At 43.7% G+C, this 26,778-nt stretch carries 25 protein-coding genes and 3 tRNA genes; 16 read left to right on the forward strand and 12 right to left on the reverse strand.

All coding sequences use genetic code 11. From position 1 onward, the window contains the following. Positions 1 to 75: 75 nt before the first annotated feature. From INF28_RS01995 to INF28_RS02035, 9 genes are all read right to left on the reverse strand, one after another. A complete protein-coding gene (locus tag INF28_RS01995) occupies positions 76 to 2,232 on the reverse strand; it encodes a CotH kinase family protein (RefSeq protein WP_226391803.1) in 2,157 nt (718 codons plus the stop codon). 16 nt (positions 2,233 to 2,248) lie between these two features. After that, the gene (locus tag INF28_RS02000) at positions 2,249 to 2,920 is read right to left on the reverse strand and encodes a DUF4956 domain-containing protein (RefSeq protein ID WP_226391804.1); all 672 of its coding nucleotides are present in this window, start codon (positions 2,918 to 2,920) and stop codon (positions 2,249 to 2,251) included. Between the two features lie 21 nt (positions 2,921 to 2,941). Beyond that, positions 2,942 to 3,616, reverse strand: a complete 675-nt coding sequence (locus tag INF28_RS02005) for a polyphosphate polymerase domain-containing protein (protein WP_226391805.1) — start codon at positions 3,614 to 3,616, stop codon at positions 2,942 to 2,944. Between the two features lie 144 nt (positions 3,617 to 3,760). After that, positions 3,761 to 5,200, reverse strand: coding sequence for a 4Fe-4S dicluster domain-containing protein (locus tag INF28_RS02010; RefSeq protein WP_226391806.1), 1,440 nt, complete (start codon positions 5,198 to 5,200; stop codon positions 3,761 to 3,763). 17 nt (positions 5,201 to 5,217) lie between these two features. Next, a complete protein-coding gene (locus INF28_RS02015) occupies positions 5,218 to 6,393 on the reverse strand; it encodes a SpoIIE family protein phosphatase (RefSeq protein WP_226391807.1) in 1,176 nt (391 codons plus the stop codon). Then, positions 6,383 to 8,059, reverse strand: a complete 1,677-nt coding sequence (locus INF28_RS02020; protein ID WP_226391808.1) for a [Fe-Fe] hydrogenase large subunit C-terminal domain-containing protein — start codon at positions 8,057 to 8,059, stop codon at positions 6,383 to 6,385. Before INF28_RS02020 ends, INF28_RS02015 begins: the two co-directional genes overlap by 11 nt. A gap of 10 nt (positions 8,060 to 8,069) precedes the next feature. After that, the gene (locus INF28_RS02025; RefSeq protein ID WP_226391809.1) at positions 8,070 to 8,312 is read right to left on the reverse strand and encodes a (2Fe-2S) ferredoxin domain-containing protein; all 243 of its coding nucleotides are present in this window, start codon (positions 8,310 to 8,312) and stop codon (positions 8,070 to 8,072) included. A gap of 428 nt (positions 8,313 to 8,740) precedes the next feature. After that, entirely contained in the window at positions 8,741 to 9,040 is a 300-nt protein-coding gene (locus INF28_RS02030) for a helix-turn-helix domain-containing protein (RefSeq protein ID WP_226391810.1), read from the reverse strand. Positions 9,041 to 9,253: 213 nt separating this feature from the next. Then, complete coding sequence (locus tag INF28_RS02035; RefSeq protein WP_226391811.1) at positions 9,254 to 10,360, reverse strand: glycoside hydrolase family 88 protein; 1,107 nt, start codon at positions 10,358 to 10,360, stop codon at positions 9,254 to 9,256. Between the two features lie 103 nt (positions 10,361 to 10,463). On the opposite strand from INF28_RS02035, the gene INF28_RS02040 reads away from it, so the two are divergent. The 8 genes from INF28_RS02040 to INF28_RS02075 all read left to right on the forward strand — a co-directional run bounded on the left by INF28_RS02040 (position 10,464) and on the right by INF28_RS02075 (position 16,870). Next, positions 10,464 to 11,303 (forward strand): AraC family transcriptional regulator, encoded by an 840-nt coding sequence (locus INF28_RS02040; protein ID WP_226391812.1) that lies wholly within the window; start codon positions 10,464 to 10,466, stop codon positions 11,301 to 11,303. 84 nt (positions 11,304 to 11,387) lie between these two features. Next, entirely contained in the window at positions 11,388 to 12,737 is a 1,350-nt protein-coding gene (locus tag INF28_RS02045) for an MATE family efflux transporter (RefSeq protein ID WP_226391813.1), read from the forward strand. A gap of 70 nt (positions 12,738 to 12,807) precedes the next feature. Then, on the forward strand, positions 12,808 to 14,391 hold the full coding sequence (locus INF28_RS02050; RefSeq protein WP_226391814.1) for a leucine-rich repeat domain-containing protein: 1,584 nt from the start codon (positions 12,808 to 12,810) through the stop codon (positions 14,389 to 14,391). 221 nt (positions 14,392 to 14,612) lie between these two features. Further along, a tRNA-Val gene (locus INF28_RS02055) sits at positions 14,613 to 14,689 on the forward strand. 35 nt (positions 14,690 to 14,724) lie between these two features. After that, a tRNA-Gly gene (locus tag INF28_RS02060) sits at positions 14,725 to 14,798 on the forward strand. A 9-nt stretch (positions 14,799 to 14,807) separates the two neighbouring features. Continuing rightward, positions 14,808 to 14,883 (forward strand) — tRNA-Ala (locus INF28_RS02065). Positions 14,884 to 15,257: 374 nt separating this feature from the next. Then, on the forward strand, positions 15,258 to 16,091 hold the full coding sequence (locus INF28_RS02070; protein ID WP_226391815.1) for an MBL fold metallo-hydrolase: 834 nt from the start codon (positions 15,258 to 15,260) through the stop codon (positions 16,089 to 16,091). Between the two features lie 113 nt (positions 16,092 to 16,204). Further along, on the forward strand, positions 16,205 to 16,870 hold the full coding sequence (locus INF28_RS02075; RefSeq protein WP_226391816.1) for a YczE/YyaS/YitT family protein: 666 nt from the start codon (positions 16,205 to 16,207) through the stop codon (positions 16,868 to 16,870). An 80-nt stretch (positions 16,871 to 16,950) separates the two neighbouring features. Here INF28_RS02075 and INF28_RS02080 read toward each other — a convergent pair whose 3' ends face one another. Continuing rightward, positions 16,951 to 17,508 (reverse strand): N-acetylmuramoyl-L-alanine amidase family protein, encoded by a 558-nt coding sequence (locus INF28_RS02080; RefSeq protein WP_226391817.1) that lies wholly within the window; start codon positions 17,506 to 17,508, stop codon positions 16,951 to 16,953. A 320-nt stretch (positions 17,509 to 17,828) separates the two neighbouring features. Here INF28_RS02080 and INF28_RS02085 point away from each other — a divergent pair, with 320 nt between their 5' ends. The 3 genes from INF28_RS02085 to INF28_RS02095 all read left to right on the forward strand — a co-directional run bounded on the left by INF28_RS02085 (position 17,829) and on the right by INF28_RS02095 (position 20,473). After that, the gene (locus INF28_RS02085) at positions 17,829 to 19,124 is read left to right on the forward strand and encodes a UDP-N-acetylglucosamine 1-carboxyvinyltransferase (RefSeq protein ID WP_226391818.1); all 1,296 of its coding nucleotides are present in this window, start codon (positions 17,829 to 17,831) and stop codon (positions 19,122 to 19,124) included. A gap of 138 nt (positions 19,125 to 19,262) precedes the next feature. Further along, positions 19,263 to 20,051: an MBL fold metallo-hydrolase gene (locus INF28_RS02090; protein ID WP_226391819.1), complete on the forward strand. Its 789-nt coding sequence runs from the start codon at positions 19,263 to 19,265 to the stop codon at positions 20,049 to 20,051. A gap of 26 nt (positions 20,052 to 20,077) precedes the next feature. Further along, a complete protein-coding gene (locus tag INF28_RS02095) occupies positions 20,078 to 20,473 on the forward strand; it encodes a hypothetical protein (RefSeq protein ID WP_226391820.1) in 396 nt (131 codons plus the stop codon). 233 nt (positions 20,474 to 20,706) lie between these two features. Here the strand turns inward: INF28_RS02095 and INF28_RS02100 are convergent, their stop codons facing one another. Next, positions 20,707 to 20,949 carry a helix-turn-helix transcriptional regulator gene (locus INF28_RS02100; protein WP_226391821.1) on the reverse strand — a complete coding sequence of 81 codons (243 nt, stop codon included), beginning with the start codon at positions 20,947 to 20,949 and terminating at the stop codon, positions 20,707 to 20,709. A 130-nt stretch (positions 20,950 to 21,079) separates the two neighbouring features. Here INF28_RS02100 and INF28_RS02105 point away from each other — a divergent pair, with 130 nt between their 5' ends. Beyond that, on the forward strand, positions 21,080 to 21,550 hold the full coding sequence (locus INF28_RS02105; protein ID WP_226391822.1) for an SLOG family protein: 471 nt from the start codon (positions 21,080 to 21,082) through the stop codon (positions 21,548 to 21,550). Between the two features lie 273 nt (positions 21,551 to 21,823). On the opposite strand, the gene INF28_RS02110 is transcribed toward INF28_RS02105, so the two are convergent. Then, positions 21,824 to 22,591, reverse strand: a complete 768-nt coding sequence (locus INF28_RS02110; protein WP_226391823.1) for a hypothetical protein — start codon at positions 22,589 to 22,591, stop codon at positions 21,824 to 21,826. Positions 22,592 to 22,704: 113 nt separating this feature from the next. Here INF28_RS02110 and INF28_RS02115 point away from each other — a divergent pair, with 113 nt between their 5' ends. The 4 genes from INF28_RS02115 to INF28_RS02130 all read left to right on the forward strand — a co-directional run bounded on the left by INF28_RS02115 (position 22,705) and on the right by INF28_RS02130 (position 26,225). Further along, positions 22,705 to 24,696, forward strand: a complete 1,992-nt coding sequence (locus tag INF28_RS02115) for a glycosyltransferase (protein WP_226391824.1) — start codon at positions 22,705 to 22,707, stop codon at positions 24,694 to 24,696. Positions 24,697 to 24,777: 81 nt separating this feature from the next. Beyond that, the gene (locus INF28_RS02120; protein ID WP_226391828.1) at positions 24,778 to 25,284 is read left to right on the forward strand and encodes an NAD(P)H-dependent oxidoreductase; all 507 of its coding nucleotides are present in this window, start codon (positions 24,778 to 24,780) and stop codon (positions 25,282 to 25,284) included. Next, on the forward strand, positions 25,272 to 25,877 hold the full coding sequence (locus tag INF28_RS02125; RefSeq protein WP_226391825.1) for a hypothetical protein: 606 nt from the start codon (positions 25,272 to 25,274) through the stop codon (positions 25,875 to 25,877). Before INF28_RS02120 ends, INF28_RS02125 begins: the two co-directional genes overlap by 13 nt. A gap of 69 nt (positions 25,878 to 25,946) precedes the next feature. Further along, the gene (locus INF28_RS02130; RefSeq protein WP_226391826.1) at positions 25,947 to 26,225 is read left to right on the forward strand and encodes an ArsR/SmtB family transcription factor; all 279 of its coding nucleotides are present in this window, start codon (positions 25,947 to 25,949) and stop codon (positions 26,223 to 26,225) included. Positions 26,226 to 26,778: the final 553 nt, after the last annotated feature.

The raw sequence follows: 26,778 nt of genomic DNA on the forward strand, positions 1-26,778 counted from the left end.
TAAAATTGCAAGAAATATCCATATAACAAAAACGAGCACAGCCAAAGGCTATGCTCTTAAAAAATATATTTTCTCTTATTTTCTTCTATATAAAACGGCAAATGCAATTCCTCCGGCAAGTACCAAAAGTACAACAAGATAGAGGATCCAGTTCTGCGCCGTATTCTGGGCTGCGCTGCCGCCAAAGCCGTCCGGCATCATTCTTTTCTGCTGATTTCCGCCATTTTCTGCTCCCTGTCGGCGGTCAAAGTTTTGCCCCGTTCCAGAGGTCTGGTCGCCTTCCTGTCCGCCTGCAGCTGCTTGCTCACTGCCTGCATTCTGGCCGTCACCGGTCATCTGGCTGCCTGCGGCCGCTTGATTTTCACCGGGTGCTTGGCTTGTGGCAGTGCCTTGCTGTGCTGCGGGCGGCTGGCCGCCATTTTGCGGTTGACTTTGACGTATCGCTTGGTCAGAATTTGTTGTTTGCCCGTCACTTAAATTTTGGTCTCCGGTTTGGGATTGATTACCGTTTTCCGTGCCGCCCCGGCCGCCGCCGTGCCCCATGTTTCCCATGGCGTCAATATTCAAAAAAGAAGCGTCCACAAAGTTACTGCTGTCCTGGCTCTGTCCTTCCTGGGTGCTGGGGATTTCGCCGTTTAACTGTTTTCGTACGCTTTGGGCACGCAGAGAGCAATATTGTTTCAGGGTTTCTACCCCTTCTTCAAATTCTTCAAAAGTACAAAAGGCACTGACATCTTCCTGTACATAGGGTGCAATCATATTAAATACTCGGTTGATTTCATCCTCTATTTTGCCCGATTCAAAATAATTCGTAATCAATTCATCAAATACCTGATGATACTGCTCTAAATACTGAGGGTCATTGAAAATCCAGGCAAGCATTGGCCGATCTTCCATGGAAGCGCCGGAAAGCGGCGTATCAATGGGATAATTGATCTGCTCTGTGGCGTTATCCACATTTGTTTCACTTTGGGTGGCTCCAAAGCCGCGGCCGCCGCCAAAACCGTTTCCAAACCCGCTGAATGCCAGATTATAGTCCCAAGCCACCATGGACAAAATACCATTGTTTTCGTATAGGTAATAATTATGCTTCATATTCCCGGTATAGCTATCATAGCTATTGACAAAATTGTGTACCACAAAGTACCGAATGACTTCATCTGTATTCACTGCTTCCGCCGGGTTTTCCCCCTGATTCAGGGTTTTCAGAGAAGATATCAGCCGATCCTTGTCACTGTTATCAATGTCCATCACCGCGGAATCAAAAATGGTAGAATAACTGTCATAATCATCATCGGTATAAATCAGCGCCGTGGCATCGCTTCCGCCGCCAAAGCCGCCGCCTCCGCCCGGCATCTCAGGTCTTTCACCGTTTCCACCGGGCATTGGAACCTCACCATCTGCCCCAGCGTCTTCTGCCGGGGTCGTCGCAGTATCCTGCTCCGCATTTTCTGTCACCTCCTGTCCATTCTGCATACTATGATTCTGTGCCATATCCGGCGGGGTTTCCGTCATCTGCATATCCGGAGGTCCGCCCTGGGGCATTTCTCCCATATCTGGAGGCGCGCCGCCGCCCTTCTCTCCATTGCGGTTTCCGCCGCCCATCTGCATGGTGTCCGGTTTATACAATTCCCCGGTTACCGATCCAAAATTTCTTTCCAAAAATCCTTCTTCGATCCCCTCTACCGCAAGGTAAAGCCCCCACGGCTGGCCATTTAACGTAATATTGCAAAAACTTGCAAGGGGCGCCAAAGCTCCCATATCATTCATCATTTTATAGGAAAGATAATCTTTCATATAGGTATTATCCTGAATGATATTATTCAGCGCCAGCTTATCCAGTCCATAATAATTGATACTGCTGTCATAATGGTCAAATTCCACCTTGAAGCTGTAACGGTCAGAATCCATACTTTTCACATTTGTCAACGAGGTATTTCCTTTGGTACGAATTGCTACATTGTTGAATTTTTCCCCGTCTATGGTGAGATTACACTTGATATATTCCTTTTCCATGGCGTTTTCCAGCATATCATAAAATTCCGTTTCCTCAACTTCAATATCAATGCTGTGTACTACGCCCTGGTTAAATATTTTATCCGCATATTGTACGGTGCTTTGACTGATGAATTTTTCTTTTACCCATGGAGAATAGGAAAAAAACAATGCCGCAAAAACCGTCAAAACTACAAGAAGGATGCACACCACTATGGTATATTTGCTTTTTATCATTGTCCATCATCCTATCTTAGCCCATATAATCGCCGTTATAGCTGACCAAAACCGCAGAGCTGATACCTTCAATCTTTGATGCGCTGTTGACAAAAGAGGTATCTTCATCTTTTAGTCTAATTTCAAAATTCATTTCAATGTGGTCATCGGTAACAGTTTTACTCTTCACAATCAGTTTGCTGACATGATTCTTCAGAAATTCGGTCACAGCGGTTTCCGCCGCCTGATCCCGGCACTGCAATACCATAATATATGGGGTGTCGCGGGTTTTCTTATTGACAAAAATCAAAAGGATCAGCCCGATAAAGACGCTTCCGAACACCGCAAGGGGAATCATACCCGCCGCAAGCACAATACCAACCGCAATGGACCAGAATAAAAACGCAATGTCAAGGGGTTCTTTGATGGCGGTACGAAAACGCACAATAGACAGCGCACCAACCATACCAAGGGACAGTACCACGTTACTGGTAACCGCCAAAATGACCAAAGTACTGATCATAGTCAAGGCAATCAAGGTTACCCCAAAACCGGAAGAATACATCACACCGCGGAAGGTCTTTTTATAAATTAAAAAGATAAAAATACCAATACCAAACGCCAAACCCAGCGCAATTACCATATCAAGAATGGTAACCGCACTTACATTTTCCAAAAAACTCGATTTAAATATATCCTGAAAGCTCATAATCTTCTCCTCACACTTTGATTATCCATAAATTCGGCAGGCCGCATATTTGGAAAATGCCTGTGTCCGCCGGTTGTTTAACTGCAAAATATCTAAAATAAACTGGGGAATGAAAGCATCATACTTTACCTCCAAAAGCACCGTTTCCGATGCGGAAACCGTGGGAACAAAAACATCAAAAAAATCTTTTTGATATACCCCGGTTCGGATATTTTTGTCAATGGTAATTCTTACATTTCCCGCAGAAAAAACATAGGGAATCCTTTCATAATCCACCAGGGTTTTTGGCTGCAAAAGCTGGCTCTTCATCTTGGAATACAACTCCGAAAGAAGCGGCCTTTCTGTTTCCGTTGCCATCCAGGAAATATCCCCTGCAAGAATTTTTTCGGTTTCTTCCCGGGTAATTGGTACGGATTTCTTATTACACAGACCGTTAATTTTACTCTTTTTTTCAAGATGAATTACACTATCGTTGCCATTATAAAACCGGATTCGAAACTTTTCCCGTTTATTGACTCCATCAATTTTTTCTTTCAGCGCTTTATCATCCGGTGTATCAAAATACAGGCTTCTAATATGGTACATTCCGTTTTTCCCGGTATGAGGATCCTTTTTCATCACCGCGTCCAGCCGCTGTTTCAGCACAAGATAATCCATATAATTAATGGGATACTTATACTCATGCCGCATTTTCATGACAATCACCTCTTTCTGCTGTTATTGTAAGAGCGAAACCTTAAAATTAACTTAAAAAAGCCGTCTTATTTATGAACGGTTTGTAAATCCTTTGTAAACAAAAAAAGAGCCGGCAAAAATAACCGGCTCTTTTGCATCTTTTTCTTAGCGAAAATGCTTGATGGCATCCTCGATGCTTTTTTCTTTGGCTTCTTTTCCATATTTATCAATTTCAAGTTTATTTTTCGGTCCATGGGTCAAACAGCCGGCGCCGCCGATACATCCGCCCACACAAGCCATACCTTCAATAAAGTTGGCCTTAAGCACACCTTTTGACGCTTTCAGCAGTGCCATACGGCATTCCTCAATTCCATCGCAGGAAATGCCTTCCAGTTGGAAATCCGTAACACCCTGCTCAAGCAGTGCTTCTGCCACCGCGTCTGCAAGACCGCCGCACCGGGCAAAAATCCGGCCGTAATAGGACGCATTATCAAGCGGACTTTCTTCTAAGGAAGTCATATCAATATTCCGGCTGTCAATTAAAGCCTGCAGTTCTGCAAAAGTCAGGGCGCTGTCTACATAAGGTTTTACCGTATCCAGCCGAATCTCCATTTTCTTTGCCGTACAGGGGCCGATAAATACCACCTTTCCCTCTGGATCCATTTCTTTGATTTTCTTTGAAATGGTTGCCATAGGAGAGAGATTATGCGAAACATTCTCTTTCAGCTGTGGAAATGCCTTTTGCACATAAGATACAAAAGCCGGACAGCAGGAACTGGTCAAAAATCCCTTTTCTGCAAGTTCTGCCGCTTCGTTATATGCCACCATATCCGCGCCCAGCGCCGCTTCTACCACACTATGAAAACCCAGCGCTTTGATTCCGCTGACCACCTGTCCCAGCTTTAAAGAGCTGTCATAGGTAAACTGAGAGGCAATAGAAGGCGCAATGACCGCATATACTTTATACTTGGTGTTATTCTCACTCTTTTTAATCATATCAATGACTTCCAAGATATAGGACTTATCCATAATCGCACCAAAAGGACACTGATACACGCAGGCGCCGCAGGCGATACATTTTTCGTTGTCAATCTTTGCAGACTTATCATATTCATTCATTCCAATGGCGCCGATTTTGCAGGCCTCCACACAAGGACGCTGATAATCCTTAATGGCGCTGTAAGGACAAACCTTGGCGCACATACCGCAGTTGACGCATTTTTCTTTATCAATATGCGCTTTTTGATTTTCATCAAAGGTGATAGCACCCTTTTTACAAGCGTCCTCACAGCGGTGCGCAATACAACCCCGGCAGTTATCCGTTACTTGATAGCCGCCTACCGGGCAGCCGTCACAGGCAATATTCAAAACTTCAATCACATTGGGATTGTCCTTATGCCCTCCCGACGCCATATCAATCCGCTGGGCAACAATAGCGCGTTCTTTATAGATACAGCAGCGCATGGTGGGTTTATCTCCCACAATATTCCCGGCAATGGCGTCAAAGCTGCCAACCAGCGTATCATCCCACGCGTGCCGGGCCACCTCCCGCAAAACCTTATATTCCAGATACTGTACCTGGGTATCAAATTTTTTTATTGTCATAATACACCTCTCCTGAATCAGTAATACTCAATGGTAACCGTTTTGCCCATTTTTTTCAGGCACTCGGTCAGCTCCTCAATCAGCCGCATCTTTATACTAAAGGTGATCGGAAGATCCGGATTCTGGTGGGCAGAATTAATCGCACGGCCCGCATAAAAATTCACATCCGTTGCCTCCTGAAACAAAAGCCTTGCGATTTGAGAAGCCCCATCCTGGTGATAGCCCCACTCTTCAAACAGGCTGTTGTTGTCAAGATAATTTCTGGCATATTCCAAAACACGGCTGATGGTGATGACCCCTTCGGTTACCAGATCCACCCCTTCAATTTTGGCAGTAGGCGGAATATGAGGATCAAAATAATCCATCTCCGGTATCACCTCTTTGCCCAGATAACGGGCGGCAATGGCGCTTGACGTCCCGCCGCATACAATATGTTTGCCCTCTTCTGAGAAGAACTTAGACAGCATCGCCGCATCGTCTTTTTTGTCCGCCGGCGGTCCAATCATTAAATTACAGGTTTTCCTTTTTCTAATCTGCACCGTGGTAATGGTGGTATCATCCCCCGGCCGGCCCGCATACAAACGGTTACACTCATCCGAAATCAATGAGGTAATGGTCTTGGCGGTCAGCGTCCAGTTATACCGCTCTTCAATAAAGGTTATAATATTTTCCCTCTGCCAGCCGTAATTCAGGACTTCCCCCACCCCGGCATAGATGGCGCCGTCACTCATGGCAATAAATACGTCATTCAGTTCCAGAGTCAGCCGGGTCTCATGAATGGTCTTTCCCTCCACCACCCGGCTGGTTACCGGATAGTCATAATGTTTGCCGTTTCGGAGCAGAATCACCATGGGGTTGTCAAACTGGATCATTTCCACCTCCCGGTTTTCGATAAACCGCATAATGGTAAAAGTGGAATAGGCAACGCCCCGTTTCTGACACACCGGAAGTGTCGCTGCAATGGTGGATACACATTCATCCACACTCAGCCCCGCCGCAATCATGGTAGAAATAATTTTTGAGGTTAAGGTAGACAAAATATTTGCCTTCACTCCGCTTCCCAAACCATCTGCCAAAACCACAATCAGTTCCGCGTTTTCTTTCCGGATAATCTCCACCATATCCCCGCAAAGCTGTTCTCCCCGCTTGTTTAAACTAAGGGTTCCAACGTCAGCAAATAATCTATTCTTCATCGGCCAGCGTCTCCTTCAGCTTGGTCAGGGCAATCTTGGTCTCCGCCGTGGTCTCTCCCAGCAGGGATGCAATCTCCTGTACCACACGCATCTGCTTTTCTACTACTTTATCCGTAATTTCTATCACCTGACGGTTATGGGATTCCTTATTTTCCCGCATTTTTTCTTCCTCGGTCACATCCTTCATAATACTCATGATAATATGGTATTCTTTATCATAAATGACCGTTTCTTCTACATATTTTTGATATTCATCAAGATATTTTTTCTTTTCATAAATATTTTTGCCCTCGGTCATACAAAGCAGATAATCCGCCGGGTTCAAAAGCCGCACCACAGGCTCTCCCTGATACTCCGCCTGATTTTTGATGTTCAAGATCTCCTGCGCCGCCGTATTCATCTGCTGCAGCTCCAGCTGCTCATTCAGCACAATAATCCCATTTGGCGTATTGTTAATGATTTTATCTGAAAAAGACTCCGCCTTTTCCTTTAAATACGGCAGACACATGGTAAGATCCGCTTTTCCAGCCAGCACCGCAACCGCCTTTTCCCGGCAGGTGTTATAGCCGCAGCTGCCGCAGTTAAGCTCCTGATCCTTATTGTGCTTACCCATTTTTCTGAGAATTTCCTCAATGGCCGCGCTTCCCGGCATCTGCCTGCTCTTGCCCTCAAAGGGCATGGATTTGTGAAGTACCGACTTATCCGGCATCAAAAGGTCATGATCTACCTTTTTGGCCGTCTTTTTGAGAGCCGCCAGCTCCTGCAGATGGTGCATATTCTCTTTGTCCATGGCAGGGCCGCCCAGACAGCTTCCGGAGCAAGCTGACATCTCAATAAAACAGTTATTTAAATTGCCGCTTTCAATATCTTCAAGAGCAGACATGCAGTTTTCAATCCCATCGACCGCGATATAAGTATAATCCTCTTCAAGATCCATAGAATCCAAAATTCCGCCGCAGGAAGGAAACAACCGTGCCCTTGCGGGCTTTCTGGTATCAGGCATGCTTTGATCAAGCGTAATTTCTTCTTCTTTTAACCAGGCGGTAAGTTCCTCAAAGGTGAGCGCCAAATCCACTAGATTTTTGCTGTGGTCGGTCTCATCCTTTTTTGCAAGACAGGGGCCGATAAACACGGTCAGGCACTCGGGATGCTCTGTCTTCATTTTGGCGCAATGCGCCTGCATGGGCGATAAAACCTTTGCAAGATACTGAAGGGCAATGGGATATTTCTTCTGTACCAAGGAATTGACCGTATGACAGCAGGAAGAAATAATCACCTTCTGCTCCCGGTTTTTCACCATTTCTTCATACCTTTTCTTCACAATGGTAGCGCCAATGGCAGTTTCTTCCACGGCGGCAAATCCCAGCTTTTGAAGCGCTTTTTCCATGGCGTCAATGCTCACCCTGTAATTTCCTGCAAAACTGGGCGCAAGGCTCACATATACCGGTGTTCCGGACGCGATCATCTCTTTTGCCCTGCCCACGTCGTTTCGAATTTGTTTGGCGTTCTGCGGGCAGTTCACATAGCACCGGCCGCAGAGAATACACTCATCCGAAATGATATGCGCCTGATTCTCCGAAAATCGAATGGATTTCACCGGACAATACCTAATGCATTTATAACAGTTTTTACAATTTGATTTTTTCAGCTGCAAACATGGTTCCATAGCAATCCCCTCACAGCACATCTAATACGTGTTCTTTAAAAATCTGATCAAAGTTTTCCTTATTGACGCCTACCACAATCTCATCATCAATTTTAACACTGACTCCATCGGTACACTTTCCAAGACAAAACGCCGCCGCCAATTCTACCTTGTCTTCCAGATGACGGCTCTCAATATTTTCTTTCATCAGATTGATAATATCATACGAGCCCCGAAGATGACAGGAACTTCCCACACAAACACTGATTTTCATTTCCTCAATCCCCCTTTGCCGTCTTTTTGACGGCGTTTCATAATATATTTTATAACGGTTTTTTCTCCCGTTTTTTCGTCCTTTTCCAACGGATTTATTATAACGGTTTTTTCCCTTATTGTCAATGTACTTTTCCTATTTTGCGCCGGCACTTTTTTCTTATTTTGTAAAAAAAATATAATATATATTTTTATTGTTGCTGTCGCTGTTGTTGGGGGTGTGGAAATTGTTGAAAAGCAGAGAAAGTCGCGAAGCAAAGCGGTTTTTGTACATAGGAAAAGCAGGTGGATAACCCTGTTTTGCTTTCAACAGTTTCCACAGTATGGCATGGTTTATAAAAATACACACAGTCCGTCCACATTTTATCCACAGGGAAAGTGTGAAAAACCAATGAAAACGCCGGGATTCAAATATCCCGGCGTCTGTTTTCAATATATCGATTTTTCCAAAGGGTATGATTCCTCAATTCCACAGGATTTTGCATAGACTTTTACAATTTCCAAAAGATTTTCCATCTGTGAGGGTGTCATTTTTTCAAGATATTGATGCAATATGGTTTCTGTATTGCTGGGTGTTATACCAAATAATAAATAATCCGCTTCTATATCAAGCGCTTTGCATATCTTTTTTAGTCTGGAAACGGAAAAACCAGCCAACCCTCGCTCAATATTGCTGATTTGCTGTGCAGAGCCAATGCCTGCTTTCTCTGCCAAATCCTCCTGGGTCATTTTTTTTTAATCGTATTTCTTGTATGCGCGCGCCGATTTCTATATTTTCCGGATTGTATGTTACCATAAATATCCCCCAATAACAAATGCTTATACTGTATAGTATAACGGTTTGATGTTTTGTTATGAATGTGCTCAAAGCATTACTTATCAATATATAAGCATTGACATGTCATTCCTTGTTTTTTCGGCGTCTGTCAGCTGACCTATATTTTATTCATACCAGAAAATATCTTTGTTTCCCATAAGGCGGCTGATGCCTTCCACATAAAAGTAATCGCCATAAATCAGTCCTGCATTGATATTTTGTCCTGACGGAAAATTTTCTGTTGCTTCATTTAAAATACACTGTTTCTTGTTATCAAAGTTAGAATAATGGTCGGTCAGGGATTTTAAAATATGGTAAGCCGCGTCCCGGTAAAGGGGTTTTTCAAAATCTGAAACATGGTCAGAAAGCTCTAACAGGCCGCAGGCGCCGCAGGCCGCCGCCGAAGAATCCCGGGGAGTGTCAGCATTGCGGGCAACACGGAAATCCCAGTGCGCCACATAATCTTCCGGAAGATTGGCAAGATAGAAGTTGGCAACCCGCTTTGCTGCCTCTAAAATCTCTGTATCTCCGGTTGCGCGGTAGCTCAGCGGCAGGCCGTAAAGCGCCCAGGCGGTTCCGCGTGACCAGGCAGAATCGGGACGAGCCGCCTGCCCGTGTAATGATTCAATAAATTCTCCGGTTTCCGGATCAAAGGATAAAACATGGTTGACAGAACCGTCTTTCCTTACAAAATATTCAATGACGGTTCTGGCATGTGCATGGGCAATGTGACGAAAACGTGGATTATCCAATGCTTTGGAAGCCCAGTAGAGCAGAGTTAAATTCATACAGCAGTCAATGATGGCCCATCCGTTTGGCTGGTTCCATGCCTGAATAAAGCTGCCTTTGAGATTAAAGCGAGAGGCCAAAAACGCCGCCGCTTTCATGCACCGGCGCCTAGATTCTTCATTGCCGGTTATTTTATAGTCAGCGCAGGCTGACAGCATCCAGAGAAATCCTGCATCATGATCTACGTTATAGTATTCGTCAAGTACCACGTCCATTTTTTCTTCAATTTCTTGCGCGGTGGTTAGAAATTTTTCATCCTTGGTCTGCTGGTATGCTATCCACAGCATACCCGGCCAAAAGCCGTTGGTCCACCAGTGGGGGGTTCCCTGGTTATATACCATATCTTTGCATGCGTGGGGGAACCCTGCTCCAATCTCTGGCAGGGTAGTGTTTAATTTGTTTAAAATTCGTTTCATGGTTTCTTCAGCCCATGTCTGATACATGATAATCATCCTCCTTTTTTCTCATTATAAAATAACTTTACATTTTTGTGAATATAGCATATAATGAATTTGTACTATCTTCTGATTTAGAAAGGAAAAATCAATGGATACTTCTTTTATTTATGATTTATACGTCAATCCTATTTATGTACATAATCGGACAGCAACACCGCAGTGGGGATTTCATACTAATCTTGTGGGCTATCATAATCTTTTATATATTTATGAAGGAAAAGGAGAATTTGCATGCAGCGGCAAAAAAAAGCAGGTAAAAGCAGGGGATCTTGTCTATTTTCCTGACGGATGTCTTCAGCATATGGAGACCGATAAAAAGGATTTTTTAAAGCTTTATACAGTAAATTTTCAAACCTTTTTTCCTGTTTTTGAAAATGGAAAATGGAATCAAAAAAAAGTTTTATTTCCTTTTCCATTTGTATTATCTTTGGAAGATGAGGCGGTCAAAAACCGATTCATTCAGCTTTATGAGCGGCTTTGCCGGCTGTTTCTTACCGGAGTAAGTATGCGCAGGGTGATGCTTCGCCAGACATTGATCGAAATTTTAGAACTTGCCTGCTTTTGTCAAAACAGCGGAAGCATCAGCTATACCAATCGGGACAAGGCGAACAAGGCGGTAAAATATATGAGTATACATTATATGGAAAAAATAAGCCTTGCTTTGTTAGCCAAAACTGCTGGGCTCAGTCCGTCCCATTTTTCTGCGGTGTTTAAAGAGGTAACCGGAAAACCACCCATAGAATATTTGATTTCTCTTCGGATTTTTAAGGCAAAGCAGCTGCTTGGCGATGGTCTTTTGGTATCGGATGTCGCTGAGGCAGTGGGATTTTCTGATATTTTTTATTTCAGCCGGGTATTTAAACGTTTGGAAGGAATTTCACCTGCCAGCTTCCGCAGGGAGTGCAGAAATCAAAACAAAGTTTTTTGATTTTTGGTGATATTTCCGGTTGCACTTTTTTTCTATCGGGTTTATACTGTATTATTGTTGCTTGAAAAGAAAGGGAGGAGAGGCATGCAGGATCTTGAAAGAAAAGGATATTTATTTAGCAATCATGATTTACTCAAGCTGATCATTCCTTTGGTCATCGAACAGCTTTTGGCTGTGACAGTGGGAATGGCGGATACCATTATGATTGCGGCAGTGGGTGAATCCGCGGTTTCTGCTGTATCTTTGGTGGATTCTGTTAACATTCTGCTTATCAATATTTTTGCCGCGCTTGCTACCGGCGGTGCGGTGGTTTGCGGTCAGTTTCTGGGCAAGCGGCAGCAAAAACGGGCCTGTATGGCCGCCGATCAGCTGCTGCTTTTTACCACAGGCGCGGCGGTTTTGGTCATGATTTTGGTTTATTTTTTAAAAAGCTGGATTCTTGGCACCGTTTTTGGAAAAATTGAACCGGATGTCATGCAGCAGGCAAATACCTACATTATGATTGTGACGGCTTCCATTCCTTTTATTGCTCTTTATAACAGCGGCGCCGCTCTGTTTCGGACTATGGGAAATTCTAAAATTTCCATGTTTACTTCTCTAATTATGAATGGCGTTAATATTACAGGAAACGCCATTATGATTTATGGAATGAAAATGGGAGTTGCTGGCGCTGCAATCCCTACTTTAATTTCCCGTATTACTGCTGCTATCATTATTTATATTTTAATCCGTAACCCGAAATTGATTTTACATACCTCTACCCCTGTGGTATTAAAACCGGAATTTACTTTTATCAAAAAGATTTTGTATATTGGCGTTCCCAATGGTTTGGAAAACAGCATGTTTCAGCTTGGAAAAATTTTGGTTTTAAGCTTGGTATCCAGTTTTGGAACGGCTTCTATCGCCGCAAACGCGGTAGGAAATAATGTCGCTACCTTCCAGTGCCTGCCGGGTATGGCGGTTGGTCTGGCGCTGATTACTGTTATTTCCCGGTGTGTGGGCGCCGGGGATTATAAACAGGCGCGGTATTATAACCGTAAGCTTCTTTATATTGCTTATGGATGTATGCTTCTTACCAATATCCTTATCTTTTTCCTTTTGCCGCTGATTCTGCGGGCGTACAATCTTTCTGATATTACAGAAGAATACGCAAGACAAATTCTGTTGTATCATGGAACCATGTGTATTTTTATATGGCCTCTGTCTTTTTCGATTGCCAACACCCTGCGGGCCGCCAACGACGTGAAGTTTACCATGGTGGTTTCCATTGCTTCCATGTGGATTTTCAGAATCGGAATGAGCTATCTTTTGGGACAGTATTTCCATATGGGACTGTTTGGCGTGTGGGTGGCTATGACCATTGACTGGGCGGTGCGTGCTGTCCTCTTTACAGTTCGGTATCTGGGAAAGCGCTGGGAAGCACATACGATATAGAATTTTTTATTGAAATTTTTTATTTTTTGTGGTATAATAAAAAATATTTTTGAATGGGAGGGACAGCGGGATGATAAAAAAGTATTGTAATGTGTTTTTAGTGGGGTTTATTTTTCTTTTGGGATTGTTATTTTTGCCTTGTTTGGTCAGTGCGTCGGCATTATATGATTATGATTTTAATAGACAGAACAATGAGGTCTATCTTAGCAGATACTATGGAGATCAAGAAAGTGAAATTGTAATTCCCTCCGAAATTGATGGTTTTACCGTCAGCGGGATTGGACCAGGATTATTTATGAATCATCAGGAGATTACCCGCATCACCATTCCGGACAGTATTAAAACCATTAACGGGAGAGCATTTGTTGGGTGCAGTGCATTAACGGAAATTTCCTTTGGAAAGGGACTTTCGGATTTTAGTTATGGAATTTTTGAGGGCTGTTCCTCTTTGAAAAAAATTGAGGTAGACAGTGAAAATGGAAATTTTTCCTCCATGGATGGAGTATTGTTCAGCAAAGACGGGACGGAATTGATCTATTATCCGATAGGAAAAACCAACGCTTCCTATGAAATTCCAAACGGAGTGATCAGCATTTCCAGGCAAGCTTTTTATCAATGTCCCACTCTTAAAAGTGTGACCCTTCCGAGTGTCCAATCTATTCAAATTTTGGCCTTTTCCGAATGTGAAAATCTGGAAACGGTGCATTTTGGAACGGGTTTGCTTTCTATTTCAGATGATGCATTTTCCTACTGTTCTGCTTTAAAGGAAATAGTTATTCCAGACAGCACAAAATCCATTGCCTCCTCTGCGTTTGAAGGCTGTACGGCTTTATCGGAGGTGAAATTGGGCAGCAATCTTAAAACCATTGGGGAGGATGCTTTTTTTAACTGTACCTCTTTAAAGCGTATTATCATTCCGAACAGCGTCACCAGTGTGGGTGCTTTTGCGTTTTCTTGTTGTGAAAAATTGGAAGAAGTAACATTAAGCAATCGGCTTACAGTGATAGAAAGCTGTGTTTTTGATTACAATAGCTCCTTAAAAACCATAAACATTCCGGATAGTGTTAAAGAAATCAAAAACAATGCGTTTTATCAATGTAAGTCTTTAGAAAGTATTGTCATCCCAGATAGCGTTACAAAAATAGGAAACCGTGCGTTCTCTCAATGCACTGCCCTGAAAGAAATCACCATATCGTATCGCATGAAAACCATTGGAGATGATACATTTTCCGGTTGTTCTTCTCTAAGTGATGTGTATTATATAGGAAGTGAAGCAGATAAAGAGGAAATGCAAATTGATTCCGGAAACGAAATGTTTGAAAATGCTGTATGGCACTATCAATATGAAGTGCAGGAGGAAAATTTGGCACGATTCGTTGAGGTATCCTATCAAGGCGAAATAATTGTGGCTCCTATTTCCATAAAAAACCTCATTGTACCGGCTACCTTATATTTTGCGGTTTATGATAACATGGGATGTCTGATTGGAATAGAGCAGAAATATGTGGAAGCAGGACAGGAAGCCGTCACTATGCACTTTGAAAAAAAATTATATTTAGATGAACGGTATCAGGTCAAACTGATGCTTTGGGACGAAAATGATTTGCCGCTGATGAGACCGGAAAAGCAAATCCTGATTGTTGACTACATCTAAAAAAAAGAGAGAGAGGATAGGAATTTTGATGTGACCTTGCGTTAGACCAAAATCTAACGATTGGGAGGTCGGTTCATTTTTCCTATCCTCTTTGTTTAAAAAATGAAAACAGATAAAAATTTCACCCCGCCCTTGACATCCAAAACAAGAAGTGCTATAATGTTTTCATTGTCACATTCGGAATTTTTGGATGTTTCGCCGCAGAATCGGCGAACGGGTATGGAGGCATAGCTCAGCTGGTTAGAGCGTTCGCTTCACATGCGAAAGGTCGTAGGTTCAAGTCCTACTGTCTCTACCATGTTTGAATCCGGCAGAAAAATTTTGCCGGGAAGCGCAGGCGTAGTTTAGTGGCAAAACATCAGCTTCCCAAGCTGAGGTTGTGGGTTCGATTCCCATCGCCTGCTCCAATTTGATGTGGGGCATTAGCGCAGTTGGGAGCGCATCACACTGGCAGTGTGGGGGTCAGGGGTTCAAGTCCCCTATGCTCCACCACGTCGCGGCAAGCCAAAAGGCTTGCCGTTTTTTATAAAAATACGGCTTTACTTGATCGACTGCCGTTCCTTCTTTTCATAAAATCTGCGGTTTTGCGGGAACAAAAAAAATATAACATGGCATCTATATTGTATAATGCCTTCCTTCGTTCTTTTATAAACTTTTCAGATAAAGCGTTATATAATTTGATGATGGTCGTGAATGACATTGGTATTGACGATATTTTTATTCTGTGATAAAATAAAATAAGAAGCTGTACTGCTGGCCGTTTTGGAGAAAAAAAGGGAAGATTTATTTTCCGCATCAGAAAGGCTTCTTAACATGTTATATTCAATGATCATCTCTTGAGAATGTGACGATAAAGGAGGCGGAATATGAAAATCAAATATTTGGGAACCGCGGCGGCAGAAGGTATACCGGCAATTTTTTGTCAGTGTGAGATATGCCGCAAAGCTATGGAACTGGGAGGCAGAAACATCCGCACCAGAAGCCAGGCATTGATAGACGAAACCTTATTAATTGATTTTCCTGCCGATACCTATGCTCATTTTCTTAAAGAAAAATTTCCTTTGTCAAAGATAAAGGCTTGTCTCATTACCCATTCCCATTCGGATCATCTCTATCCCATTGAGATTGAGATGCGCAAGGATGATTATGCGCATATCGAAAATAAGGAGCCGCTTACCTTTTATGGGGACGAAAGCGCCTACAGTCTTTTGCGGCAGGCTATAGAAAAAGTGCATATTGAAGAAAATGTTGTTAAAAATGTTTTGATTACCCCTTTTGTGTCTTTTGAAACCGAAGGTTATTTTGTTATGCCAATCCGGGCCAGCCATGATTCCTGGTCCTCTCCGGTAGTGTATTTGATAGAAAAAGACGGCAAAAGTCTGCTGTATGCCCATGATACCAGTGACTTTATTGAGGAAAGCTGGAACTGTTTAAAAAAATTTGGAAAAAAAATCGATTTCATTTCTTTTGATTGTACGGCAGGAACAGCGCCAATGCAGTATGTCGGTCATATGAATCTGCAAAGATGTATAGATATGCGGAAAAAAATGGTAAGACTTGGTCTTGCGGACAGCAGTACCATTTGTGTTTTAAACCATTTCTCTCATAACGGTGAAAATGTTTTATATGATACCTTTTCCGAGATCGCACAGAAGGAGGGATTTTGGGTATCCTATGACGGTATGGAAATGACATTTTAAAAAAGAATCGTTCAGTTATCTGCCGATATTTTAAAAGGCCGTCTCCTCTGCCATGCGGGAGATGGCTTTTTGTTGTGTTACAGTGTCAATTTATAAAAGAAAGAAGGAAATATATGAAAATCGAAAAAAGAAAAACAAAGGAGTTTGTAAAGAGGTATCTGTTGTTTATTATCAGTTTGTTTATTTCTGCTTTGGGGGTGGCTATCACCAAAAAAGGTGGACTTGGGGTATCGCCTATTTCTTCGGTGGCAAATATTATGAGTCTTAGAGTGACCTCTTTAACATTGGGAAACTGGCTGATCATCTGGAATTGTATTCTCATTGCGGGACAAATGCTGATTTTAAAAAGCAAATTTCAGTGGATTCAGCTGCTGCAGATTCCAGTTTCTTTTTTATTCGGATATTTTACAGATTTTGGAATGTGGATGGTCAGTTTTATCCGCTCTGATTTCTATTTACTGCGGTTGATCCTCGTGGTTGGGGGGACCATGGTTTTGGCATTTGGTATTTCTCTTTCCGTCATTGCCAATGTGATTATGAATTCAGGGGAAGCTTTTGTCAAAGCCTTGGCGGATGCTACCCGGAAGAATTTTGGAAATCTGAAAATCTTTTTTGATGTTTTTTGTGTACTGGCAGCAGTTCTTCTCTCTCTGGTTTTCTTCCATTTTAAAATTGAAGGAACGCGGGAAGGAACCATTATTGCCGCGCTTCTGACTGGAATTTTTGTAAAGCTCTTTTTAAAAATTACGGCAAAGCCCCTCAATCAGATTTTGGTATAAATAAAATCTGCTGTGCAAATGAAAAAACGGATCACTGAAAAAAGTGTTTTTCAGTCATCCGTTTTTTTGAAAAGGTATGCTTAGGGCTTTACAAAATTGTAAATGCCGTCATAAATGGCTTTGGCAGCCGCTTTCTGCCATGCTGGACTGTACAAATTCAGCGCTTCTGTGGGATTACTCAAATATCCCAGCTCCAGCAGAACCGCCGGCATTCTGGTTCTTCGCAGTACTGCAAAATTTGCCTGCCGTACCCCGTTATCCTTGGATCCAAGCTGGCGTACCATAGAATCTACGATGGACTGCCCAAGTTTCTCCGCAGTTGTTCCCAGACGGTAAACATACGCTTCAAAGCCATTGGCCGCCGGGTTGGGCGAGCTGTTGGTATGAATACTGATAAAATAGTCTGCCCCCCAGTCATTTGCCATGGCAGCTCGGTTCCGCAAATCGTCATTTTTTCCTGGAAGTACATTCTCCGTGGGCGTTGTTCGGTACTGCATCACCGAATATCCGCCCTGCCGCAGTAGCCGTGCCAATTCGTTGGCCACGTTCAAATTGACATACTGTTCAATTACCCCGTTGCCGATGGCTCCGGGATCGGTGCCGCCGTGGCCTGCGTCAATAAATATTTTTGTTGCCATGATTCGTCACCTCCCTTTATTTTATGCCGTTTCCTCCAATTTGGTGTCCTTTCTTTTCCTTATTTCAAAATTTTAGTCGTTTTTTAAGTTTTATGTAATTGTAATGTAATATCCATATGCTAAAATGTAAGAAATCGACAATAAAAATCCGGTCAGTTTGTATGCGTATTTTGAAACTGGCTTTTTTTGCTTGACCTTTTTGCAGTATTTCCTTAATTACGCCTTGCTTTTTGCCGGGTTTATTGTTATAATGATTAAGTTAGCTTATTTTTCATATATTTTTAATTTTACGATTTAAGAAATTTTACGGAGGCATAGACATGGAAAAAATGGTGATACTTGGCGGGGCCAAGCTGGAAGGTTCTGTGGAAATCAGCGGCGCCAAAAACTCTGCTGTCGCTATCTTAGTTGCCGCCATGATGGTGAAGGGAAAATGCCTGATTGATAACGTTCCCCATGTCAGTGACATTGACGTTTTAATTGAAATTATAAATAATATGGGCGGCAAAGCCCATTTTGTGGAAAAAAGTGTGGTCGAAGTGGACTGTACCGAGCTTAGTAGCTATGAGGCCGAATATGAAATTGTTCGCAAAATTCGGGCGTCCTCTTATTTAATGGGCGCACTTTTGGGCCGATTCAAAAAGGCCCGGGTTGCTATGCCCGGCGGCTGTGACTTTGGTGTTCGCCCCATTGACCAGCATATCAAGGGTTTTGAGGCGCTGGGCGCTACTGTCACGCGGGAGCATGGTATGGTGGAGCTCTGTGCGGACAAGCTGGTGGGAGATCACATTTACCTTGATGTTGTCTCGGTGGGCGCTACCATTAATATTATGCTGGCCGCCGTCTTTGCTGAGGGCGTGACGGTGATTGACAGCGCCGCCAAAGAGCCGCACATTGTGGATGTGGCAAATTTCCTGAACTGTATGGGCGCCAACATTAAGGGCGCAGGGACGGACGTGATTAAAATCAAGGGTGTGGATTCCCTGCACGGCGGAAGCTTCAGCGTAATACCTGACCAGATCGAGGCAGGTACCTTTATGATTGCCGCCGCCGCAACCTCTGGCGATGTTATCGTAACCAACATTATACCTGAACATATGGAAGCCCTTTCCGCCAAACTGGAAGAAATGGGTGTTGGAGTTGAAGAATTTGACGACGCTATCCGGATTTATACCAAGAATCCGACCTTGAAAGCCGCAAACGTGAAAACCCAGCCCCATCCCGGGTTCCCCACCGACCTGCAGCCACAGATGCTGACCCTCCTTTCTGTTGCAAAGGGTACCAGTATTGTGACCGAAAACGTTTGGGATAATCGCTTTAAATATGTGGGTGAGCTGAACCGGATGGGAGCCAATATTTCGGTAGAGGGAAGAATCGCTACGGTGGAAGGCTGTCCTTATCTGACCGGCGCTCCGGTTTCTGCTACCGATTTAAGAGCCGGTGCGGCTTTGGTAATTGCCGGGCTGATGGCCCATGGCGTGACCGAAATCTATAACCTGAAATATATTGACCGCGGTTACGAAGGGTTGACTGAGAAGCTCCGGATTTTGGGCGCGCAGATTACCCGCCGTTCCAATGAAAAAAAAGCCGGGCCTATGAAAACTGCGGTCCTTTAGATACTTATGGGGGGTTGGAAGCGCCTGCGTTTCGGCTTCCCGTTTTTTCTTTTATTGCGGCAGTAAAAACCGGGTTTGTGTTTCATACACGGACAGCGGCTTGACGAAAAGTTTCTTATACAAAACAAAGGTGATATTATGAAATTGTGTGCGATTCGAAGCGGGAGCAGAGGCAATGCAGTTTTGGCCTGTACTTCCCGTACCAGAATTCTTATTGACTGCGGTATCAGCGGCAGACTGGCCGAAACCGGGCTGCGGCAGGCAGGGGTAGACCCGGAAAGCTTGGACGCTGTCCTTATTACCCATGAACACCGGGATCATATTGCCGGGGTGGGCATCTTGAGCCGCAGATACCATCTCCCGGTCTATGCCAATGAGAAAACATGGGCCGCTATGGAGCAGAGCCTGGGGAAGATCGCTCCCGAAAACAGGCGCAGTTTTGTACATACGGACTCCTTTTCCTTGGGGGATATGGATATTACACCTTTTTCCATCTCCCATGACGCCGCCGATCCGGTGGGATATACCCTCTTAAGCGGCGGGAAAAAAATGGCGGTGGCTACTGATATTGGAATTTTAGAAGAAGAATTGTTCCGTTCCTTAAAAGGCAGCGATGCGGTGCTTTTGGAATCCAACCACGATAAGAATATGCTGGAGATGGGCAGCTATCCCTGGCCGCTCAAACAGCGGATTCGGGGCAGTCAGGGACATCTTTCTAACGACGACGCGGGAAAAGCCGCTGAATTTTTGGTGAAAATGGGTACCCGGCGGATTATGCTGGGACATCTCAGCCCAGAAAATAATTATCCCAGGCTGGCGTTTCAAACTGTAATGAATATCCTCCAAAATGCCGGAATTATGCCGGGCAGGGATATGGAGCTTTTTGTCGCGCCGGGGGATAGCCTAAGCCCGGTATTCGAAATTTGACCAGGAGGTCAAAAGGAGGGAGATACATGAAACTGCTTCGAAAACTGCTTGCTTCCTTGGTGACAGGAATTTTGTGCGTTTGTATTTTCGGCGGTTTTACGATTCCGCCGGAGGCGGAGGATGGTCTTTTGACTATCTACAGCACCGATGGACGGATGCTTCGCATTGCGCCGGAGGATTCCCTTGCTTATATTGAAGAGGGCTGGTCGCCTAATTTTAACGAGGTGGTTGTAACCCTCTGGAAAACCGATGGCAGCAGTAAGGTGGTCATGCGGGCACGGGAGGAGGAGTATCTCCGGGCCGGCTGGAGCAATGACTTTTATGCCGTTACCGTTATCATGCGGGATACGGAGGGAAAAGCTTTTTCTGTTTTTTTAGACCATGTGGAAGAATACAAAGAAAAAGGCTGGACGCTGTACTGAACAAAACGGCGCCGGATTCTCAATGAATCCGGCGCCATTTTCAGTCTGTCGAAAAAATCGTTACACCGAAAGCGAGACAATAAAACAGGCGCTATGGCAATCGTTGGGGTCAAAAAACCAAATATAAACTATTTTTGGAGGACAGCGCATTGACAAAAAAAGATGTTGCTTTGCAGAATACGAGATATATTATGGCAGAGATAATCTGTAAGAAGAAACGATACTTTTTATATTTATTTCATTTCCTGTTCTAAATTTTGAAACTCTTTTGTATTAAAAAAATCGCATATACTTATATTAAATCCGTCACATAGTTTTTTAATTGTTACAATTCCTGGATTTTTACTTTCGCCGTTTAGTATGCTTTTTATGGTTGACTGTGATACACCAGATATATAGCTTAGCCCATTTGGTGTAATTTCTTGTTCTTTGCATAATGTTATTATTCTATCTACTACAACATCATATATACCCATAGCAACCTCCCATTTTTATATGATGATATATCACTATAAAAATTTTTGTTAGTGATATATCACTTTTTGAAAAAGTGTGTTATACTATTATGGTCTATATATCACTAATCATATGTAAGGAGTTGTTTTTATGACAGAAAAAAGATGTTGCTTTGCAGGACATAAGGATATTTACAGAGATGTCAGATTACAGAAATTTTTGTATGACAAATGTGAGAAACTCATCATAGAAAAAAATGTTAAATTTTTTTGGATAGGTAATTATGGAAGCTTTGATGCTCTGGCGGCGCGGACGGTTAGAAAATTAAAAGAAAAATATCCGTACATCAAACTGGAACTGATTTTACCTTATATTACAAAGAGTATCCGGGATTATAAAGAGATGTTTTACAAAAATTATGATACGATAACGATTGCAAACATGCCGGAGCACACACCTGTAAAATTCCGAATTTTAAAATGCAATCAGTATATGGTTGATTGTTTTGATTATTTGATTGCCTATGTGAATCGTTCTTTTGGCGGAGCTGCAAAGACGCTTGAATATGCAAAGAGAAAGACAAAAATTAAGATTTTTAATTTTGGGAGTATTTTTCCTTAAATCCCTGTATCATGCTCTGGTTTTTTTGTGTCTGTTTGATTTTTCTCTGCATGCCGTCTGCCCGGCGCAGATTTTTTGCCGTTTTTTATGCAAAAAAAAAGGTAAAGCATGTGTTTGCAGCCACAAGTGCAGGGAAAATCAGATGCAAAATACTTTGCCCGGTATTTTTTTCGTCTTTCCGGAAAAGGAAAGCAATGGCACCGGATTCTCGCTGAATCCGGCGCCGTTTTTTGATTGGTCAAATGGAGGTTTTGCCGGCAGATAAAGCAGGAATCAACTGCCGCGGATCCGGCTGATTAGAAATCCGATGCCGGCGGATACAAAGTCCCGCAGCTGAGATATTATAGGCGCGGCGCTATCCGGTATATCCCAGAAGTTCCTGAGGAACAGCAAAAGCAGCAGGGAGGAAATACTGATCCCCGACACTATCATAATTTGAAATTTGCTGCTGCTACCGGATGTTGCATCTGTTTCTGGCGGCGCCGGAACAAAATCCGGTGGGCCTGGCTGGGCTACAGTAACAGAAGTGGTTTCTACTCCTTTCCCCGCTCCCTGCGGCTGCTGGATGGAGGGCTGGTTTGCCAGTGCAGAGGGGGTTGCCTCTTGCTTTATCCTTTGACTGGCAGGAAATGTCGGCGAGGGCTGGCCGCCTGGTATATTGACCGGTATCGGATTGGGATTGCCTGCTCCCGCATTGTCTGGGCCTGCCCCTCCGTCTGGCACCGATGGCGGAATAAAACCGATGGGGTCTTTCGCCTGTGCTGCCTGTTCCGTATTTCCCTGCGGCACAGGGACAGGTTCTGTTCCCGACGGGGTTGATTGGGACGCGGCAGAAGCGGATTCTCCGTTTTTCATAAAATTACTGCTGATAAAATAACCAAAAATGCCGGCAGCTGAGGTGCGGATAACAATATCAACCGTATTTTTAATTTGGGACATTGGCGGGTTTACGAACAGTGTATAAGCCGACTGTAAAAAAAGTATGAGCATCATTGCAATCAAAAACTTGTCGGCGAGATTCATGTTATGCTTTTGGTTCATGATTTTCACCTCCTTCCCTATCACAATATGAAAAAATTTGGCATCTGGAACCAAAAATGGACAAAATATGACACCGTTTTTTCTTCTATGCATATCCTGTTATGGGTGGTAGCATGAAAAAATTATTATTTATAACATGGAGTGTTTCTTACGGCTACGGCACGGAAAAATCTCTGGCCGATGTCTTAAACCGTATGGATAAAGAACAATATGAAATCCATATCCTGCCGCTTTTTCAATACGCAAAGACCACCATATTTGACAGCAGTATCAAAATACTGGACCCGCTCATTGATTATACGGCAGAAAATTTTGACGAAAAAACTGCCCTGGAAAACTATTACCGGCTGCTTGGCAGTCCGCTGGAATTTAACCGCCGGATTCCGGACAGCTATGACTGTGTCATAGCCTGTAACCACAATGCGCCTTCCTATCTGGCGTCTTACCTCAAATGCGGGGCGAAGGTGCTCTGGATCCGGGGCGATATGCAGGAACTGAATTATCAGCAGTTTCCGGAAGATACCCCGCAGTACCGGCAGACAAAGCAGGAATACGAAATGCAGGCAAATGTGCTCAAAAGCTTTGATGCCATTGCGGTGATCTCGGATGTGGTGCAGCAGACCCTGGCAGAGCTGTTTGGCATTACGGACAATGTATTTAAAATTTCCAATTCGGTCAACCGTGAAAAAATCAACCTGCTGAGCCAGGAAACCGTAGAACTGCCCGAGCAGAAGCTGTTTACCACCCTTGGCAGGCTGGACTATAACAAAAATCAGATGCTCCTTTTAAAAGCCGCCGCAAAGGTGAAGGAGCAGCGGGATGACTTTATGATCTATCTCCTGGGCGACGGGGAAGAGCGGGAAAACCTTACCCAATATATCGAGGCGCACGGGCTAACACAGCATGTTAAAATTTTAGGGTTTATTGATAACCCCTATCCTTATATTAAAAACAGCGTTGCTACGGTGCTGACCTCTCTCAGTGAGGGCTTCAGCCTGGCGCTGGTGGAAAGCGTTATGCTCCATACTCCGATTATTTCGACCGATGTGGGGGTGGCAAAGGAATTGATTGATAAATATGACTGCGGCAGCCTGATCCCCTATGATGAAGATGCGCTGGCCTCCGTTTTAATTCAGTACCTGAATCAATATGACGGTTATCGGGAAAGCTTTTCCATTGGGGAAGAATATGATTGGAAAACCGAAACGGAAAAAACCGTTGCTCTGATTAAAACTGCTATGGCCGCAAAAGAGCAGAATACAAAAATAAAAAAACTTCCCTATCCGGAAGTTACCATTCATGATTATGAGCTGGATACGTATCAAATAGAGCGGGAACAAATGTATGTACTTCGGGTCATCAAAGACCGGGTTCCCTATGAATTTCTGATCCATCGCAGAAACGAAAACGACAAGCTGATTGTCTTTCACAACGGCGCCATTCCCGGCGGTGATGTCAAAGTGCCGGTATTCCAGCGGCACAGCTGGGCAAAACAGCTGAAAACCTCTGCCGTGTTCTGCATGGATCCTACCATATATCTCAATGGTTTTCTCCAGCTTGGCTGGGGGATCGGGAAAAACGAGAACCACTATCTCAAAAATTCCTGTAAAATCCTTAAAAAAATTATTGCCAAAATGGGAATTGCCTTAGAGGATACGGTGATTTATGGTACTTCTGCCGGCGGTTTTCTCTCCTTAATGTCCGGTATCTTCCTGCGGGGAGCCAAGGTGGTGGCCGACAATGCCCAGCTGGACGCCCGCAACTGGATTTATAAAGAAGCCCTGGATTCTATCATTTCCTTTGCGTTTGATAATATCAGCGATGCCCTGCGCTATCCTGAGCAGTTTTCAGTGCCTGACGCTTTTGAAAAGCATGGTTATGTGCCTAAAATTTATCTGCATGTCAATCTGTGCTCAAGAGCGGATAATACAGCCCAGCTGGTGCCCTTTTTAAAAAGGGCGGAAAATCTTCGGGATATTGGGGAATACAATGATATAGAAGTGATTTTGCACTATGAGCCGGAAAAAGGCCATGACGGCCTTTCCATGGACGATGCAATTTCCTTTTTATACAGGGTGCTTGCCTTGCCGGAATCTAATTTTTAAAATTTTTTTCATTTTCCTCTTATATTTTTTGGGAATCTATGATACACTAAAGAAAATACTGGAGGAAAGCCGGTGAATACTATGAAATTAATTCTCAGCGATAGACCGCTCCGCCTTTCGGTTCCCGAAGGCGTGACCTATGTGGATTTGTCCGGGTTAAATATTGCAAACTGCATCGGGTGTTTTGGCTGCTGGACCAAGACACCCGGCTGCTGTGTCATTCGTGATGACGCGGTGAAAGTCTATCCTTTGATAGCAAAAAGCGATACGGTGCTTTATGTCAGCCGCGTCTTTTGCGGCGGCTATGACACGGTGATGAAAACCATGCTGGAGCGGGCCATTCCCATTCAAAAAGCATTCATCCGCCTGCACTGCGGAGAAACCCATCATGTCCAGCGGGCGGTGGCGCCAAAAAAAGCGGTGATTTTGGCCTATGGAACACAGGACAGTCAGGAACAGGCGCTGTTTCGCAGGCTGATTGACAGAAATGCCCGAAATATGAATTTTGCGGAATATTCTGTTCTCTTTACAGACGAAAACGGCTTGGAGAACGCCGTAGAAAATGAGGTGAAAAAATGGCAGTCTTAATTGTAAACGCAAGTCCACGGGCCCCAAGGTCCAATTCCAAGCGGTACGGGGAAATTTTTTCCGAGTACTGTCAGGAGGAAACGGTGTACTTTCCCCTTTCCAAAACAAACCATGAAAAGATCTGTGAGCAGATGGAACAGTTTTCTAAAATGGTAATTGTCTTCCCGCTGTATGCAGACGGCCTGCCGGTTACGCTGCTCCATTTTCTAAAAACGCTGGAGCAAAATCCTCCCAGCCAAAAACCGGTGGTTTCGGTGCTGATCAACTGCGGCTTCTTCGAACCTCGGCAGAACGATATAGCTGTTTCCATGCTGGAACTCTTTTGCAAAAGACATGGCTATCCCTTTGGCGCCGTTTTAAAAATCGGTTCCGGCGAAGCCATTTTAGACACGCCGTTTCAATTTTTCCTCAAACGGAAAATGAAAAAATTTGCCGCCGCAGTCACCAGCGGCAAAAACCGGACCTTTTCTGTCACCATGCCCATTTTCAAATCTGTGTTTCTTAAGGCGTCCACTAACTACTGGATTGCATACGGCAAAAAAAACGGCGTGACCCCCGAACAGATGGATACCATGCTGATTGAAGGAAAATAAAAAAACCTTGACAAAATGCAGCTATGTGCATATAATATAGATAGATAAATTTCTATATGAGGTGGCGGCATGAAATCAGAAAACGAAAAAACAGCGGCTGTATTTAAGGCTTTTTGTGATGAAAACAGGCTGCAGATCCTTCATATGCTCAAATCCGGTGAAAAATGTGCCTGCAAACTCTTGCAGGAGCTGAATGTGACCCAGCCCACCCTTTCCCATCATATGAAAATCCTTTGTGATTCCGGTGTGGTGGATTGGCGCAAAGAGGGAAAATGGACCTATTATAAAATATCCAAGCAAGGCAAGGAACACGCCCTTTCCCTTCTGAAAAGCATTTTGGAAGAATAACAATCCATCCTTTCTGGATGGATTTCAGACTGTCGAAAAAGTCGTTATACCGCAAGCAAAATGAAAAAATAAAATACGTTTCTTTTTCATAAAACAGAAACTTTTGCAGAAAATGACGCCGGATTCATCGAGAAACCGGCGCCATTGCTTGCTTTTTCCGCAATCGCTCTCTACCGTACCTTTGTACCTAGGCGAAAGCGATTGCAGAAAATCTAACTTCCTTTTTCGGCATCTGTCAGCGTGTCGATAAACTATCGACACGCTGAATCCATCCTTTCTGGATGGATTTCAGACTGTCGAAAAAGTCGTTATACCGCAAGCAAAATGAAAAAATAAAATACGTTTCTTTTTCATAAAACAGAAACTTTTGCAGAAAATGACGCCGGATTCATCGAGAAACCGGCGCCATTGCTTGCTTTTTCCGCAATCGCTCTCTACCGTACCTTTGTACCTAGGCGAAAGCGATTGCAGAAAATCTAACTTCCTTTTTCGGCATCTGTCAGCGTGTCGATAAACTATCGACACGCTGAATCCATCCTTTCTGGATGGATTT

Source organism: Ructibacterium gallinarum (genome assembly GCF_014982785.1).
Classification (GTDB): Bacteria; Bacillota; Clostridia; order Monoglobales; family Monoglobaceae; genus Ructibacterium; species Ructibacterium gallinarum.